The 16,351-nt window shown below is 67.8% G+C and carries 14 protein-coding genes; 10 read left to right on the top strand and 4 right to left on the bottom strand.

All coding sequences use genetic code 11. The features are described from left to right. The coding region (locus tag G3O00_RS03910; RefSeq protein ID WP_206142124.1) for an MFS transporter at positions 1-670 on the top strand (670 nt) is incomplete at its 5' end. 310 nt (positions 671-980) lie between these two features. Here the strand turns inward: G3O00_RS03910 and G3O00_RS03905 are convergent. Continuing rightward, positions 981-1,928 carry a LysR family transcriptional regulator gene (locus tag G3O00_RS03905; RefSeq protein ID WP_206142123.1) on the bottom strand — a complete coding sequence of 316 codons (948 nt, stop codon included), beginning with the start codon at positions 1,926-1,928 and terminating at the stop codon, positions 981-983. A gap of 115 nt (positions 1,929-2,043) precedes the next feature. Here G3O00_RS03905 and G3O00_RS03900 point away from each other — a divergent pair, with 115 nt between their 5' ends. The 6 genes from G3O00_RS03900 to G3O00_RS03875 all read left to right on the top strand — a co-directional run bounded on the left by G3O00_RS03900 (position 2,044) and on the right by G3O00_RS03875 (position 8,646). Continuing rightward, entirely contained in the window at positions 2,044-3,099 is a 1,056-nt protein-coding gene (locus tag G3O00_RS03900) for a 4-hydroxythreonine-4-phosphate dehydrogenase PdxA (RefSeq protein ID WP_206142122.1), read from the top strand. Between the two features lie 50 nt (positions 3,100-3,149). Beyond that, positions 3,150-4,322 (top strand): L-rhamnonate dehydratase, encoded by a 1,173-nt coding sequence (locus tag G3O00_RS03895; protein ID WP_011356645.1) that lies wholly within the window; start codon positions 3,150-3,152, stop codon positions 4,320-4,322. Positions 4,323-4,330: 8 nt separating this feature from the next. Further along, positions 4,331-5,248, top strand: coding sequence for a dihydrodipicolinate synthase family protein (locus G3O00_RS03890; protein ID WP_206142121.1), 918 nt, complete (start codon positions 4,331-4,333; stop codon positions 5,246-5,248). A gap of 141 nt (positions 5,249-5,389) precedes the next feature. Next, positions 5,390-6,682 (top strand): MFS transporter, encoded by a 1,293-nt coding sequence (locus G3O00_RS03885; RefSeq protein WP_174939587.1) that lies wholly within the window; start codon positions 5,390-5,392, stop codon positions 6,680-6,682. Positions 6,683-6,734: 52 nt separating this feature from the next. After that, positions 6,735-7,682, top strand: coding sequence for a YncE family protein (locus G3O00_RS03880; RefSeq protein ID WP_206142120.1), 948 nt, complete (start codon positions 6,735-6,737; stop codon positions 7,680-7,682). Between the two features lies 1 nt (position 7,683). Next, complete coding sequence (locus G3O00_RS03875) at positions 7,684-8,646, top strand: amidohydrolase family protein (protein WP_206142119.1); 963 nt, start codon at positions 7,684-7,686, stop codon at positions 8,644-8,646. 149 nt (positions 8,647-8,795) lie between these two features. Here G3O00_RS03875 and G3O00_RS03870 read toward each other — a convergent pair whose 3' ends face one another. The 3 genes from G3O00_RS03870 to G3O00_RS03860 form a co-directional block, all read right to left on the bottom strand. After that, positions 8,796-10,253, bottom strand: coding sequence for an aldehyde dehydrogenase family protein (locus G3O00_RS03870; RefSeq protein ID WP_206142118.1), 1,458 nt, complete (start codon positions 10,251-10,253; stop codon positions 8,796-8,798). Positions 10,254-10,265: 12 nt separating this feature from the next. After that, positions 10,266-11,954, bottom strand: coding sequence for a GMC family oxidoreductase (locus G3O00_RS03865; RefSeq protein WP_206142117.1), 1,689 nt, complete (start codon positions 11,952-11,954; stop codon positions 10,266-10,268). A 153-nt stretch (positions 11,955-12,107) separates the two neighbouring features. After that, the gene (locus G3O00_RS03860) at positions 12,108-13,049 is read right to left on the bottom strand and encodes a LysR family transcriptional regulator (protein ID WP_206142116.1); all 942 of its coding nucleotides are present in this window, start codon (positions 13,047-13,049) and stop codon (positions 12,108-12,110) included. 247 nt (positions 13,050-13,296) lie between these two features. On the opposite strand from G3O00_RS03860, the gene G3O00_RS03855 reads away from it, so the two are divergent. The 3 genes from G3O00_RS03855 to G3O00_RS03845 are packed head-to-tail and all read left to right on the top strand — an operon-like array spanning position 13,297 to position 16,350. Next, a complete protein-coding gene (locus tag G3O00_RS03855) occupies positions 13,297-14,571 on the top strand; it encodes a sugar ABC transporter substrate-binding protein (protein WP_206142115.1) in 1,275 nt (424 codons plus the stop codon). Beyond that, positions 14,555-15,523, top strand: a complete 969-nt coding sequence (locus tag G3O00_RS03850) for a sugar ABC transporter permease (RefSeq protein ID WP_241024925.1) — start codon at positions 14,555-14,557, stop codon at positions 15,521-15,523. The genes G3O00_RS03855 and G3O00_RS03850 overlap by 17 nt, the downstream gene beginning before the upstream one ends. Next, a complete protein-coding gene (locus G3O00_RS03845; protein ID WP_174929812.1) occupies positions 15,511-16,350 on the top strand; it encodes a carbohydrate ABC transporter permease in 840 nt (279 codons plus the stop codon). Before G3O00_RS03850 ends, G3O00_RS03845 begins: the two co-directional genes overlap by 13 nt. Position 16,351 lies beyond the last annotated feature (1 nt).

Below are 16,351 nucleotides of genomic sequence, written 5' to 3'. Positions count from 1 at the left end.
CGCCGCGCCGCCCGCCGGCCCGACGCCGTGGGGGCCGCTGTTCCGCCGGATGGCGCCGACCATCTTCGTCTACTTCTGTTACGGCTGGACCGCGTGGCTGTTCTTCACGTGGCTGCCGACGTTCTTCCTGAACGGCCAGGGGCTGAACCTGAAGTCGACCGCGCTGTTCGCGTCCGGTGTGTTCTTCGCGGGCGTGGTCGGCGACACGCTCGGCGGCTGGATGTGCGACCGGATCTACCGGAAGACCGGCAACCTCGCGCTGTCGCGCCAGAGCGTGATCGTCGCGAGCTTCGTCGGCGCGCTCGTGTGCCTGCTGCCGCTCGCGGTCGTGCACTCGACGGCCGGCGTCGCGCTGTGCCTGTCGGGGTCGTTCCTGTGCCTCGAACTGACGATCGGGCCGATCTGGGCCGTGCCGAGCGACATCGCGCCGGCCCACGCCGGCATCGCGAGCGGGATGATGAACGCGGGCTCCGCGATCTCGGGGATCCTGTCGCCGATCCTGTTCGGCTATCTCGTCGATCGCACGGGGAGCTGGACCGTGCCGTTCATCGGCTCGGTCGCGATGCTGCTGATCGGCATCGTCGCCGCGCTGCGGATTCGCCCGGAACGCACGCTGGCGGAATCGATACCGGCGCTCGCCGAGGCGCCTGCGGCGCCGTCTGTGCGCTGACGCCGTTTGGTTCGGGTTCGGCTGCGTCAGCGGTCTTGCTGGCGGCGGCTTCACGATTCACTGCGGTTCGTGATGGTGGTGGTTTGGCTGGGTCGGTTGATTCGGTTGGGTCGGCTGGGTCGGCTGGGTCGGATGACCCGGTTGGCTCGGTTGGCTCGGTTGGCTCGGTTGGCTCGGAGGGCTCGGTCGGCGCGGCTGGTTCGGCCGACTTGGCTGATTCGGCTTGCCCGGCTGACTAGGCCAGCGCGGCTGATTCGGCCACCTCGGCCGACGCGGCTGGCTCGGTCGCCTCGGCTGGCAAACCACGCCGTTACACGCCGCCATCATCCCCGCCCCCTTCCCGGTGAAACAGCGCGAGAAACTGCTGCGCGGGAATGCTCAGCGGCCGGTCGCGCCGCACAAGACTGCCGTACGACGGCAGCTTCTGTTCGAGCGTGTAATCGATGATCGCGACGAGCCCGTGCTCCGCATTTCGCTGCGCCACCGTCAGCGGAATCACGCCGAGCATCGGCGAACGGTCGACGAGGTTCATCGTGGTCAGGATCGACCCCGTTTCGACCAGCCCGCGCGGCATCGGCTGGTGCCGCGCGTTGAACTCACGCTCGACGACCTCGCGCGCCGGGCTGCCGGCCGGCTGCAGGATCCACGCGTAGTCGAGCAGCGCGTCGAACGCCACGGGCCCCGCGCCCGCGAGCGGATGGTCGCGGCCCGCGATGATCGCGAGCGCCTCGTCGTCCACCACACGGAAGTCGCAATCGGTCCCGACGTGGCGCCCGATCACCACTTCGAGCACGCCTTCAAGAAGCTGCGGCATCAGCCGGTCGCTCGTATCCACCGCGATGTCGATCGCCAGCAGCGGGTAACGCGCCTTCAACTGCACCAGCGCCTCGGTGAGCCGCCCCGGCGACGCCGCCATGATGCTGCCGATCGCGAGCCGCCCTGCGCTGCCGAGCTGCAGCTCGCCGAGCTCGCGGTTCAGCGCTTCGACGCTGCCGCGAATGCCGCGGAAATAGCCGAGCACGCGCTCGCCGGCCGGGTTCAGCACGAGCCCGCGCCCGACGCGATCGAACAGCCTCTGGCCGAGCGCGCTCTCCAGCTCAGCCAGCATCTTCGTCGCGGCCGGCTGCGTGAGGCCCATCTGGTCGGCGGCCGCGCGCAGCGTCGAGCATTCGTCCACGGCCAGCAGCAGCGCGATCTGCCGCATGCGCAGCCGGTTCAGCAACTGCGGCGTCGAGTCTCGTCGGTCGATCGAGCCCATCTTTGATTACTCCAGGTTATCGATTCATCAAGAGTTTTCAATTTACCGACTCATTCCGTCTACCTAGCATCAACCCCATAGACCAACGGCCCCGCGCCGCCACAGGAGACACAGCATGAACACCCCCTCGTCCACCGCCGCCCTGCCCGTCGTCGCGCTGACGCTCGGCGACCCCGCCGGCATCGGCGCCGAGCTGATCGCGAAACTGCTCGCCCGCCCCGACGCCACTACCCACGCGAACCTCGTGCTGATCGGCGATCGCTGGCTGTGGGAAGCCGGCCAGCGCGTTGCCGGCGTGACGGTCGACGTCGAGCCCGTCGCCTCGCTCGCCGCCGCGCGCAGCCGGCCGTCGACCGCGCGCGCCGCGTTCGTCGCCATCGACACGATCGATCCGGCCGACGTCACGGTCGGCCAGCCCGGCGCGGCCGGCGGCCGCTCGACGCTGACCGTGCTCGACCTGTGCCTCGACGCGGCGCTCGCCGGCGACATCGACGCGATCTGCTTCGCGCCGCTGAACAAATACGCGATGAAGCTCGGCGGCCTGAAGCACGAGGACGAGCTGCACCACTTCGCCGAAGCACTCGGTGTGACCGGCTATTTCTGCGAATTCAACACGCTCGGCGAGCTGTGGACCGCGCGCATCTCGTCGCACATTCCGCTGAAGGATGCGCCGGGCTACCTGAGCATCGAGCGGATCGAACAGGCCTCCGAACTGATCTACCGGTCGCTGCTCGCGAACGGCGTCGCGGCGCCGAAGGTGGCGATCGCCGCGTTCAACCCGCACGGCGGCGACGGCGGCAGCTGCGGCCGCGAGGAAGTCGACATCATCGAGCCGGCCGTGCGCCAGCTGCAGTCGCGCGACTGGCCGACCGACGCGCCGTTCCACGGCCCGTTCCCCGCCGACACGATCTTCCTCAAGGCGCAGGCCGGCGACTACCAGGCGATCGTCACGATGTACCACGACCAGGGGCAGATCGCGATCAAGCTGCTCGGCTTCTCACGCGGCGTGACCGTGCAGGGCGGGCTGCCCGTGCCGATCACGACGCCCGCGCACGGCACCGCGTACGACATCGCGGGCCGCGGCACGGCCGACGTCGGCGCGACCTGGCAGGCGCTGCAGATCGCGTGCCGGATGGGTGCCGCGCGCCGCACTTCCACCGTATCGGCGTGACGTTCGCGCCCCCCTCACACACGACAACATCGATTCCCGGAGACACCCTCATGAAAATCCGTTCCGTCCGCGCCCGCGTATTCCAGTGGAAAGGCAAGACCGTCCCGCCTCAAGGCAACTTCTGCTCGAACGCGATGGACCTGCTGTACGCGCCGCAGGAAACGATGAGCACGTTCCGCTTCCATTCGTGGACGGTCGTCGAAGTCGAGACCGACGACGGCATCGTCGGCCTCGGCAACGTCGCGCTCGCGCCGCATGTGGCGAAGGTGATCATCGACCAGTACCTCGCGCCGCTCGTGATCGGCCAGGACCCGTGGGACTACGAATACCTGAACCAGCGGATGTATCGCGCAACCCACGCGTGGGGCCGCAAGGGCATCGGCATGGCGGCGATCTCGGCGGTCGACATCGCGATCTGGGACATCCTCGGCAAGAGCGTCGGCAAGCCCGTGTTCAAGCTGCTCGGCGGCCGCACCAAGGAAAAGATCCCCTGCTACTACTCGAAGCTCTACCGCACCGACCTGCGGGAGATGCAGGACGAGGCGCAGCGCTACCTGAAGGAAGGCTTCCGCGCGTTCAAGATGCGCTTCGGCTACGGGCCCGCGCACGGACAGCAAGGCGTGACCGAGAACCTGAAGTCGGTCGCGGCGATCCGCGAGGTGATCGGCTACGACAACGACCTGATGCTCGAGTGCTACATGGGCTGGAACCTCGAGTACGCGAAGCGCATCCTGCCGAAGCTCGAGAAATACCAGCCGCGCTGGCTGGAAGAACCGGTGATCGCCGACGACATCGACGGCTACGCGGAGCTGAACCAGCTGACGCGCATCCCGATCTCCGGCGGCGAGCACGAGTTCTCGCTGTACGGCTTCAAGCAGCTGCTCGACCGCAAGGCCGTGTCGGTCGTCCAGTACGACACGAACCGCGTCGGCGGGATCACGATGGCGCACAAGATCAACGCGCTGTGCGAGGCGTACAGCGTGCCGGTGATTCCGCATGCGGGCCAGATGCACAACTATCACCTGACGATGAGCACGCTCGCGTCGCCGATGAGCGAGTACTTCCCGATGTTCGACGTCGAGGTCGGCAACGAGCTGTTCTATTACATCTTCGACGGCGAGCCGGTGGCCGAGAACGGCTTCGTGCAACTGCGCGACGACGTGCCGGGCCTCGGTCTCACACTGAAGACCGAGTTCCTCGACCAGTTCGACATCGTCGAGTGAGGCCCCTTATGAACGCACGCTACCAGGGCGTCTTTCCGGTCGCGCCGACGATCTTCGACGCGACCGGCGCGCTCGATCTCGACGGCCAGCGCCGCTGCCTCGACTTCATGATCGATGCCGGTTCGCAAGGCATCTGCATCCACGCGAATTATTCGGAGCAATTCGCACTCGGCGACGACGAGCGCGACCTGATCACGCGCACCACGCTCGAGCATGTCGCGGGCCGCGTGCCGGTGATCGTCACGACGTCGCACTTCAGCGCGCGGATCTGCGCGGAACGCAACCGCCATGCGCAGGCGCTCGGCGCGGCGATGGTGATGGTGATGCCGCCGTACCACGGCGCGACGTTCCGCGTGCCCGAAGCGCAGGTGCGCGCGTTCTTCCGCGAAGCCGCCGACGGCCTCGACATTCCGCTGATGATCCAGGACGCACCCGCGAGCGGCGTTGCGCTGTCCGCGCCGTTCCTCGCGTCGCTCGCCCGCGAGATCGACGCGGTGTCGTACTTCAAGATCGAGACGGCCGGCGCCGCGTCGAAGCTGCGCGAGCTGATCGCGCTCGGCGGCAACGCGATCGAGGGGCCGTGGGACGGCGAGGAAGGCATCACGCTGCTCGCCGATCTCGATGCCGGCGCGACCGGCGCGATGACGGGCGGCGGCTATCCGGACGGGATTCGCCGGATCACCGACGCGTATTTCGCCGGCCGCCGCGAAGAAGCCGTCGAGCAGTACGCGCGCTGGCTGCCGCTGATCAACTACGAGAACCGTCAGTCGGGCTTCCTGACCGCGAAAGCGCTGATGCTCGAAGGCGGCGTGATCGCGTGCGACCAGCCCCGCTCACCGTGGCCCGAGCTGCATCCACAGGTGCGCGCCGGTTTGCTCGACGCGGCGCGGCGGCTCGATCCGATCGTGCTGCGCTGGGGGCGCTAAGCGCTAGGCACCAGGCATCGGTTCAACCGTGCAACGCCGCAGGGCGTTGCGCACCGGCGGCCGGTACGACACCGGCGCGTCACGGCGTGACAGCGGTCCATCAGAAGACCGCCGCCGCCCACCACCCAGACTGGAGACACCATGACCCTGTTGAACCCGGCCACCCCGGCATACGAAGCCGGCGAAGCCATTCCGCGCCGCCGCTGGCTGCGCGTGATTCCGCCGCTGCTGCTCGCCTGCATCATTTCCTACATGGACCGCGTGAACATCGCGTTCGCGATGCCCGGCGGGATGAACGCCGATCTCGGCATGGACGCGACGATGGCCGGCCTCGCCGGCGGCATCTTCTTCTTCGGCTACCTGTTCCTGCAGATTCCCGGCGGCCGGCGCGCGGCGCTCGGCAGCGGCAAGACCTTCATCGCGTGGTCGCTCGTGAGCTGGGCCGTGCTGTCGGTGCTGACCGGGCTCGTCACGCACACCTGGCAACTGCTGACGCTGCGCTTCCTGCTCGGCGTGGCCGAGGGCGGGATGCTGCCCGTCGTGCTGACGATGGTCAGCCACTGGTTTCCCGACCGCGAACGCGGCCGCGCGAATGCGATGGTCATCATGTTCGTGCCGCTCGCCGGCATGATCACCGCGCCGCTGTCCGGCTTCATCCTCGCCGCGTACGACTGGCATCACCTGTTCTTCAGTGCGGGCGCGCTGTCGCTGCTGTGCCTCGTCGTGTGGCTGATGTTCGCCGACGACGGCCCGGAGACCGCACGCTGGGTGTCGCCGCGCGAGAAGGCCTACATCCTCGACGCGCTGCGCGAAGAACAGGAACGCAAGCGCGCGGCCGGCACGCCGGCGGCCGCGTCGTTCGGCGAGATGCTGCGCAACCCGACGATCTGGCTGCTGATCGCCATCAACTTCTGCTATCAGGTCGGCATCTACGGCTATACGATGTGGTTGCCAACCCTGCTGAAAAACCTCACGCACACCGGGATGGGCAAGATCGGCCTGCTCGCGATGCTCCCGTATGTCGCGATGGTGATCGGGATGTTCGTCACGTCGTATTTGTCTGACCGAACCGGCAAGCGCCGCCTGTTCGTGCTGCTGCCGCTGGTCGGCTTCGCCGCGTGCCTGGCGCTGTCGGTGCTCACGCATGCGTCGATGGCCGTGTCGTTCGCGTTCCTGATCGGCTGCGGCTTCTTCCTGCAGGCAGCCGCCGGCGTGTTCTGGGCGATTCCGCCGAAGCTCTGCAGCGTCGAGACGGCCGGCAGCGCGCGCGGCCTGATCAACGCGCTCGGCAATCTCGGCGGCTTCTGCGGCCCGTATGCGGTCGGCGTGCTGACCCAGCACGTGAGCGCCGCGGCCGGCGTGTACAGCCTCGCGATCACGCTCGCGGTGGCCGGCCTGCTCGCGCTGACGCTGCCGAAGCGCTGCGAGGACTGAGACCGGATACATGAATACGCAGGCTTGCTGACGAATTGACGGAGACACCACCATGAACGACATCCTGTTGCTGGTGCAGAAATGCGCCCACACCTTCAGCTTCTACGACCTCGACACGAAAACCGCGCTCAAGCACGTCGTGCTGCCGAACTTCCCGCACGAGTTCACCGTCGACGTGAACGAGCGCTTTGCGTACGTCGGCATCTTCGGGATCGAGACCGCGTGGTCGCGCGGCCATGAAGGCGACCACCGGATCGCCGAGATCGATCTCGTCGAACGCACGCACACGCGCATGCTCGACCTGTGGCCGTACTACCGGCCGCACGGGATGGCGAGCGACCGCGACGGCCGGCTGTACGCGATGAGCGAGGCGCACGACATGCTGCTCGTGTTCGACGAGCCGACCAAGCAGCCCGTGCCGAACATGGCCGTGCCGTCCGGCGGCGTGAAGACGCACCTCGTCACGCTCACGCGCGATGCGAGCCGCGCGTACGGCGTGCACCTGCTGTCGAATACCGTCACGCAATTCCATCCGCGCGACGCGACAGTCGCGCCGCGCGCGGTGATGCCCGGCCCGCGCCCCGAAGGCAATGCGCTGTCGAGCGACGAGCGCACGCTGTTCGTCGCGAATCGCGGCGACGATACGCTGGTCGAGATCGACACGGAAACGATGAGCTGCGGCCGCCGCGTGAAGACGCGCAGCGATCCGAACCGCATCTACCGCACCAGCGCGCCGGACGGCCGCGACCTGCTGCTGCTGACCAATTCGGGCGAGCGGTCGATTTCCGTGTTCGATGCGCGGCAGCTCGAGGAAATCGAGCGCATCGCGCTGCCCGCGAACCCGACCGCGCTGTCGTTCCATCCGTCGCGGCGCGTCGCATACGTATCGTTCCAGGACGACTACGTGCGCGAGCTCGATCTCGATACGTGGCGGTTCGTCGGCGCACTGGCGACGCTGCGCGAGCCCGACGCGTCGTACGTGCTCGCCGGAGCCCGCTGACATGCGTGACGCGTCGCCGCTCGACGGCATGCCGGATGCGCTCGTCGATGCGCATCACCACCTGTGGCGGCTCGATGCGGGCGCGCACTATCCGTGGCTGCAGGAGCACTACGATCCGGCGCGCTTCATGTTCGGCGACTACACGACGCTGTGCCGCGATTTCGGGGTCGACGAGCTCCGGCACGCGGCACAACGCGCACCGCTCGTCGCCAGCGTGCACGTCGAGGCCGAGCGGGCGCGCGACGAGGCACTCGCGGAAACGCGCTGGCTGCATGAAGTCGCGGCGTCGCACGGGCTGCCGTCGGCGATCGTCGCGTGGGTCGACCTGCTGGCCGGCGATGCGGATGAACGGCTCGCCGAGCAGGGCGCATGGCCACGCGTGCGCGGCGTGCGCTTCAAGCCGCAGACCGCGGCTTCGCCGGATGCGTCGGCCGACGGGCCGGGCACGCTGCGCGATCCGCGCTGGCCGGCCGCGCTGGAACGCCTCGCCGCGCACGGCCTGAGCTGGGATCTGCGCGTGCCGTTCTGGCATCTCGAGGAAGCGGCTGCGCTGCTGGCCGATACACCGGATGTCGACGTCGTGCTCGAACATGCGGGGCTGCCGTGGGATCGCTCGGATGCAGGGCTCGCGCGATGGCGGCGCGGCATGGTGGCGCTTGCCGCGTCGCCGCGTGTCACCGTGAAGATCTCCGAACTCGGCTTGCGCGATGCCGTGTGGAACGAGGCGGACAACGCACGGATCATCCGAGACACGATCGCGATCTTCGGCGCGCAGCGCTGCCTGTTCGCCAGCAATTTTCCGGTGGCTGGGCTGCGTGTGTCGTATCCGGCGCTGCTGCGCACGTTCGCTCGTGCGATGGCGCACCTTGAAGACGCCCAACGCCGCGCGATCTGGCATGACAACGCGCTGCGGGTGTACCGGATCGACGTCGGCGCGGCTCCCGCTACCGGGAACGCACACTGACGCTCACGCATCCACACCGAAACGGCACGCGACGCCCATCAGCGCGCCACGTGCCGTCAGTCACAGCAGCGGAACGTATCCCGCTTTCCGCTCCCGCCCGGATCAGAACCCGAACAAACGCGCCGCATTCGTGCGGCCGATCTTGGCTTTCACAGCGCGTCTCCGGTCGTCAGCGTGATGTGCTTGTATTCGATGAAGTCGTCGATCGCGGCCGCGCCGTTGAGACGGCCGAGACCCGATTGCCGATACCCGCCCTCCTCGAACTCGTCGTAGACCTTCGCCCAGTCGTTGATCCAGATCGTGCCGGCCTGAAGCGACCGTGCAACCCGCATCGAACGCTGCACGTCGCGCGTCCAGACCGCCGCGGCCAGGCCATATTCGCTGTCGTTGGCCAGCGCGACGGCTTCCGCCTCGGTATCGAACACCTGCATCGTCATCACGGGCCCGAAGGTTTCCTTCTGGACGATATCGAGCCGTGGGCTGTCGACTTCGAGCAACGTCGGGCGATAGAACGCGCCGCGCGCCAGTTCGCCATCGGTCACCGGGCCGCCGCGCACGACCACTTTCGCGCCCGCCGCGATCGCCTCTTCAACGGCGCGATCGACACGCTCGACGTTGGGCTTGTCGATCAGCGGCCCCATGTCGCTGAGCGGATCGGCGGCCGGGCCGACCCGCACCGTGGCCAGGCGTTGCGCGAGACGCGCACGCACCGCGTCGGCGATGCCGCGTTGTACCAGCAGGCGCGAGCCGGTCATGCAGAATTGTCCGGCAAACACCGTCAGCGATTTTTCGATGACGGGCAAGGCCGCATCGAGATCGGTGTCGTCGAACACCAGGTGCGGCGTCTTTCCGCCGAGTTCGAGGCCGAAGCGCTTGAGCCGCTGCGCACCGACGGCGGAAATCGCGCGCCCGGTCGCGGTCGAGCCCGTGAAGCTGATGACGGGCACGTCGGGAGAGGCGATCAGGGTCTTCGATCCGTCCGCACCCGATTCGCTGAACAGATTGATGACGCCGCGCGGCAGCGACGGCGCTTCGGACAGGATCCGCGACACGAGCGCATTGGTCTGCGCGGTCTGGCCCGGCATCTTGACGACCGTCGTCGTCCCCGCCGCCAGCGCCGGCGCGAGCGAGCGCACCATCAGCACCACGGGGGAATTCCACGGCACGATGATGCCGGCAACGCCCATCGGCTCGCGCAGCACGAGCGACACGACGTCCGGCCGCGGCGTTCCGCTGCGGCCCGTTTCGGCCCGCGCCAGCGCCGCGTAGTAGCGCAGCTTCGACGGCACCATCGACACTTCGAAATGCGCTTCGGGCTTGATCTTGCCGTTCTCGAGCGCCAGCAGGTCGATCAGCGCGTCGGCATGCCGCTCGAACGCGGCGGCCAGTTCGTCCAGCACGCGGGCACGCAGCGCGGCATCGTGCTTCCACGGCGTGTCGCGAAACGCACGCAGGGCCGCGTCGATCGCCGCGCGCGCTTCGGGCTCGCCGCCGTCGGCATAACGGCCGATTACCGAGCCGGTCGCGGGGTCGACGGAATCGCGATGCGCGGGCGAATCCACCCACTTGCCGTCGATCCAGTTCAATACGGGCGCAGCAACATTCATGACGTTCCCCGGTCAGCTGTAGCGGCGGGCGATATGCTCGGCCGTCGCAATGGTGGTGATGTTGGTCGCGACCGAAATCGCATCCGGAAAGATCGACGCGTCGACGACACGCAGGCCGCTCACGCCATGCACCCGCCCTTCGAGATCGACGACGGCATGCGGATCGTTGATCACGCCCATCGGCGCGGTCGAAGTCGGATGGTGGTACGTGTCGAGCGTCGAGCGCGCCGACGCCAGGATCCGTTCGTCCGATTCCGCGCCCGGCCCCGGATTCAGTTCCGAATGAATGAGACCGGACAGCGGCGCGGTGCGGCCGATGCGGCGCGCCAGCTTGATGCCTTCGAGCAGCCGCGCGCGATCCTGCGCTTCGCCGAGGAAATTCAGGTCGATCACGGGCGCGTCTCCTGCCTGCCGGCTCGCGAGTTTCAGAGAGCCGACCGACAACGGCCGCGTGAGCGCGACCGCGAGCACGAAGCCGACCTTGGTCGGGCTCTGGTCGTGCGGGAACAGATGCGTCGCGGTGATGTGCAGGTCGAGATCGCCGTGCTGCGCCGTCGAACTGTTCGTCCACAGGAACGCACCGATCGACGGCGACTGATCGCCGATCCGGTCGGGGCGTGCCGCATACGCGTTGTAGTAGAACGGATGATCTTTCAGGCGCTGGCCCACCGGCAACGCGGCCACCTCGTGAATCGACAGCGCACGCAGGTCGGCACCCGGCCCGATGCCCGAACGCAGCAGAATGGCCGCGCTACCGTACGCGCCCGCGCTGAGGACCACCTCGTTCGCGTGAATTTCCTCACCGTTGTCGAGCCGCACGCCGATGGCCCGCCCTTGCGCAAACAGCACGCGATCGACCAGCGCGCCGCCGCGAATCGTCAGGTTCGACCGCGCCCGGACCTCGTTGGTCAGGTAGGCCATGCCCGTGTTGACGCGCACACCGTTGACGATATTCATCGGATACGGGCCGACGCCGTTGGCGTCCGCGCCGTCGAAATCCTCGATCGCGCGATAACCGTTCGCGATCGTCGCATCGACGAACGCGCGCTGCATCGGCGTGATGTCCTCGCGCGTCAGTTGCCGCACCGGCAGCGGCCCTGCCTGACCGTGCGACACGCTGTCGTTGTCGCGATGCTCGAGCCGCCGGAACGACGGCAGCATCTCCTCGTACGACCAGCCCGGGAGATTCCAGTTTTTCAGGTCCTGCGGCCGCGCGCGAATGGCAACGGCCCCGTTGATCGCCGAACTGCCGCCCAGCACCTTGCCGCGCAGTGCGTTGATCGGGTGATCGATGTAGCCGGCCTGCGTGCGATAGCCCCATTCATGCCGCGCATCGCCACCGACGATATCGCTGCTCGCGATCACGTGCGGGTAGTCCCACGCGGCATAGTTGTGCCCGGCCTCGAGCAACAGGACGTGGCGGCTGGCCTTCTCGCTCAGGCGCGCCGCCATGACGGCGCCGGCGGAACCGCCGCCGACGACCAGCACATCGACGGTTCGCGGGCCGCTTCCGGTCGGGGTTCGGGGCGATGTGTCCGCGGCGCCCGAACTGGACGCGTTCGACGAACTCGACGAACTCGCCGAACTGGCCGCGACCGCGTCGGCGCCGAGCAGCGATCCGACAGCGAGCGTCGCCGAATGGGCGAGGGTTTGCGCGAGCATGACGCGGCGCGCGGGATGATGCAGCGTGGTGTTCTTCATGGCAGACGCTTTCTCCATTGAATGCGTGTGCCACAGTACGGTCGGGCCCTGCGACCGGATAGCTAGCGGAAGCCGAACCCGCGGTTCGCTTTTTCCGAACGCTCGCGTCTGCCCGTCATGCGCGCCGCCCCCGCCGGCGAGGCGACGGCCTGTTCAGGCAGGCGAAGGATGCGGAAGCAGGCCGCGTTCGATCAGCGGCATGTCCCAGCGGGCCGGATGGCCGATCTCCTCCTCCAGGAACCGGACCAGCGCCTGGATCTTGGGTGACGTGCGAACCGTCTTGCGATAGACGACATTGACCTGCCCGCCGGACGGCGCATATTCCGGCAGTACCGACACGAGCTCGCCGGACACCAGCGCGTCGGACGCCAGAAAGGTCGGCAGGATCGCGAGCCCCAGCCCGGCGATCGCGCCGGCAAGCAGTTGGAAACCCGAATCGGTCCGCATCCGCACCCTGACGCGAAACGACTGCTTTTCGTACTCGAGCGGCAGGCTCCACATCCCGTGCGGTTCGCGATTCAGATAGAGCAAGCCGTCGTGTTGCGGCAGGTCGTCGGGATGCACCGGCCTGCCGCGCCGCTCGAGATAGCCCGGGCTCGCACAGATCAGGTGCCGGTTGACGGTGACGGGGCGGGCGACCAGGCTGGAATCGGCGAGCGGGCCGAGACGGATCGCCGCATCGAAATGTCCGTCCTGCAGATTCGACAGCCGGTCGTCCGCTTCGACGTCGAGGCACAGCGCCGGATACATGTCCGCGAAACGCGAGAGCAGCGGCGCGAGATAGCGCGCGACGAAGGTGACCGGCACGGACAGCTTCAGGTTGCCGCTCAGGCTCGAGCCGGCTTCGTTCACTTCACCCTCGATGCGCTCGAGTTCCTGCAGAAGCTGCCGCGCTTGCTCGAAGAAGCGCTGCCCCGGATCGGTCAGTTGCAGTGAACGGCCACGCTTGAGCAGCGCGCAGGCGAGGCGTCGCTCGAGCTTCTGGATACGGGTACTGACGATCGACTTGGTGGTGCCGAGGCGGCGGGCGGCTTCAGAGAAGCTCCCTGCCTCGACCACGGCCACGAACGTACTCATGTCGGTAAATTTGTTCATCATCCGTTTCGACTGGGCGCAGGCGCAATGCCGGCGATGGTGCCACGCGCGGGCCGAACCTGCTCGGTCACGCCGCCGCCGGCCCGCCTGTCGCCCCACCACCACATTTTGTGCATCGCACGACCCGACCTGAGCAAAAAGTATCGGTCCGCGAATTCTTTTGATGTGGTGATCGCATCGCCCCCGTCACACCATTGTTCCTGCCGTCATCGACGGCATTCGAACAAGCAGAATCAAGGAGACACGGGTGAACAAGATGCGAATCGTCGCAGCCGGCGTGCTGCTCGGCGCCTGTCTGCCGGGCGTCGCGGCCGCGCAGGTCTGCAAGGTGCCGACCCTTCGGGTGCTCGCGCAGAAGAGTCTCGGCCTGACGGTGATGGAGAAATCACTGGCCGACTACGAGAAGAAGAGCGGCACCAAGGTCGAGATCAGCTACTTCGGCGAAAACGACCGCCGCGCGAAATCGCGGCTCGACGCGTCGACCGGCGCGGGCTCGTACCAGATCTACTACGTCGACGAGGCGAACGTCGCCGAATTCGCGTCGGCCAACTGGATCGTGCCGCTCCTCAAGTACTACCCGAAGGAATACGACTACGACGACTTCCTGCCCGGCCGCCGCGCGGTCGCGAGCTACAACGGCGTCGCGTACTTCGCACCGCTGATCGGCGGCGGCGACTTCCTGTTCTACCGCCGCGACCTGCTCGACGCCGCGCACATCCCGGTGCCGAAGACGCTCGACCAGCTCGTCGCTGCGATCAAGAAGCTCAACGCGCCGCCGAAGCTGTACGGCTGGGTCGCGCGCGGCCAGCGCGGCTCGGGGATGAACGTGTGGCGCTGGTCGCCGTTCATGCTCGGGATGGGCGGCGCGTGGACCGACAAGGGCGGCCAGCCCGCGTTCAACTCGCCGGCCGCCGTGAAGGCCACGCAGCTCTACAGCGACCTGTTCAAGTACGCGCCGCCGGGCGCCGCGACCTACGACTGGAGCAACGCGCTCGAAGCGTTCCGCTCGGGCAAGGTCGCGTTCATGATCGAATCGACGCCGTTCGCGGACTGGATGGAGGATGCGAGCAAGTCGAGCGTGGCCGGCAAGGTCGGCTACACGCGCCCGCCCGCGCCGCTGCCGTCGGCCGCGTACGGCCACGGCTTCGCGATCTCGGCGGTCGGCGCGAAGGACGACTGCACGCGGATGGCTGCCGGCCGTTTCATCGCGTGGGCGACCAGCAAGGACCAGGAGCAGGCGCGGCTGCGCAACGGCGTGTTCAGCGACTACAACCGGTCGAGCACGATCGCGAGCCCGTACTTCAAGCAGCACGTCGCGCCGCAGATCCAGGCCGGGCTGAACGACACCAACCCGGTCACGCAGGTGACGATCTGGCGCACGCCGCAATGGCCCGACATCGGCGACAACCTCGGCATCGCGCTCGAGCAGGTGTTCACCGGCACGCAGACGGATATCCGCGGCACGCTCGACGACGCGGCCCAGTACGCGAAGGATGCGCTCGAACATGGCGCTCGCAAATGACGGTGCCGACGGACGCGCGCTCGGCGTCCGTCCGGCCCCTGCCCCGCCTTCCACCCCGTCCGCCCGGCGCGGCCGCGCGCGCCGCGACCGCACGAGCCTGCCGTGGGTGTTCCTCGCGCCGACGCTCGCGCTGCTCGCGGTCCTGAGCCTCGTCCCGACGGTCGCCGCGATCAACCTCGCGCTGCGCAACCGCGTGCTGCGCTACCCGGACAGCGAATACGTCGGCCTGCGCAACTTCATCCGGCTCGCATCCGACCGGCGTTTCCTGAACGCGATCGAGGTGTCGGTGCTGTGGGAAGTCGTCACGGTGGCCGGCGCGGTGCTGGTCGGGATCGCGCTGGCCGTGTTCCTGTTCGAGCGCGTGCACGGCCGCTGGCGCCGCTTCGCGTCGCTGGTGCTGATCCTGCCGGTGCTGCTGCCGCGCGTATCGGCCGCGTTCATCTGGAAGTTCATGTACGCGCCGCTCACCGGCATCCTGAGCTGGCTGCTCGGCACGCTCGGGATCGAGAACACCGCGTTCCTCGCCGATCCGCATCTCGCGCTGTACGCGGTCGCGCTCGTCGACGTGTGGCAATGGGGGCTGTTCTTCGCGGTCGTGATCCTGAAGCTGCTGGAGACGCTGCCGCCCGAGCCGCTCGAAGCCGCACGGCTCGACTACGCGACGACGTGGCAGGTGCATGCGTACATCGCGCTGCCGATGCTGAAGGCGCCGCTCGTGAGCCTCGTGTTCATCAAGATGGTCGAGTCGCTGCGCTCGTTCGACCTGATCTACGTGATGACGAAGGGCGGCCCCGGCATCGCGACCGAAACGCTCGACCTGTATGCGTACCAGCAGGGCATCGGCCTCGCCGGCAAGGTGTCCTATGCGTCGAGCATGGCCGTGCTGATGATGATCGCGACCACGCTCGTCTTCACGCTCATCTGGAAGAGGGTCAACAAATGGGACGACTGATGGCCCGCCGCGGCACCGCCGCGACCGTTTCGAACCTGTCGACCGTCGTGATCGCCGGCGCGATCCTGCTCGTCGCCGCGTTCCCGCTGTTCTGGGCCGTGCTCAATTCGCTCAAGCACCTGCTCGACATCGTCACGCCCACGCCACGCTTCATCTTCACGCCGACGCTCGCGAACTACGAGCAGGTGCTGTCGAGCCCCGAGGTGCTGATCGGGCTCGGCAACAGCATCGCGATCGTCGGCGCGGCCGTGTTGATCGGCGCGGTGCTCGGCGTGCCGGCCGCGTATGCGATCGCGCGTTACCCAATACGCGGCAAGCGCGACATCCAGTTCTTCCTGCTGTCGCTGCGCTTCCTGCCGCCGGTCGCGGTCGCGCTGCCGCTGATCGCGATCTGGGTCGATCTCGGGCTGTACGACACGAAGCTGTCGATGATCGTCACGTACCTGCTCGTCACGCTATCGACCATCACGTGGCTGTCGATCCCCGTGTTCCGCCGGCTGCCGCGCGAGATCGAGGAAGCCGCCGCGCTCGACGGCTACGGCCCGTACGCGGTGTTCTGGCACATCGCGCTGCCGGTGTGCGCGAGCACGCTGCTCGGCGGCATCGTGTTCAGCTTCGTGCTGGTCTGGAACGAACTGATGATCGCGCTCGCGCTCACTTCATCGCGCAGCGCGACGCTGCCGGTGGTCGCATCCGCGTTCACGTCGCTCGGCCAGGAAGTGCCGTGGGGCGTGATCAACGCGTCGACGGTGCTGCTCGCGCTGCCGCCGCTCGTGTTCGTCGGCATGCTGAGCCGTCTGCTCAATTCGATGGTCAAGGGAAAATAAG

It is taken from the genome of Burkholderia sp. Ac-20384, from assembly GCF_017104605.1.
Classification (GTDB): domain Bacteria; phylum Pseudomonadota; class Gammaproteobacteria; order Burkholderiales; family Burkholderiaceae; genus Burkholderia; species Burkholderia lata.
Note: the sequence above shows the minus strand (reverse complement) of the source record. Positions and strands in the feature narration are given on the sequence as shown.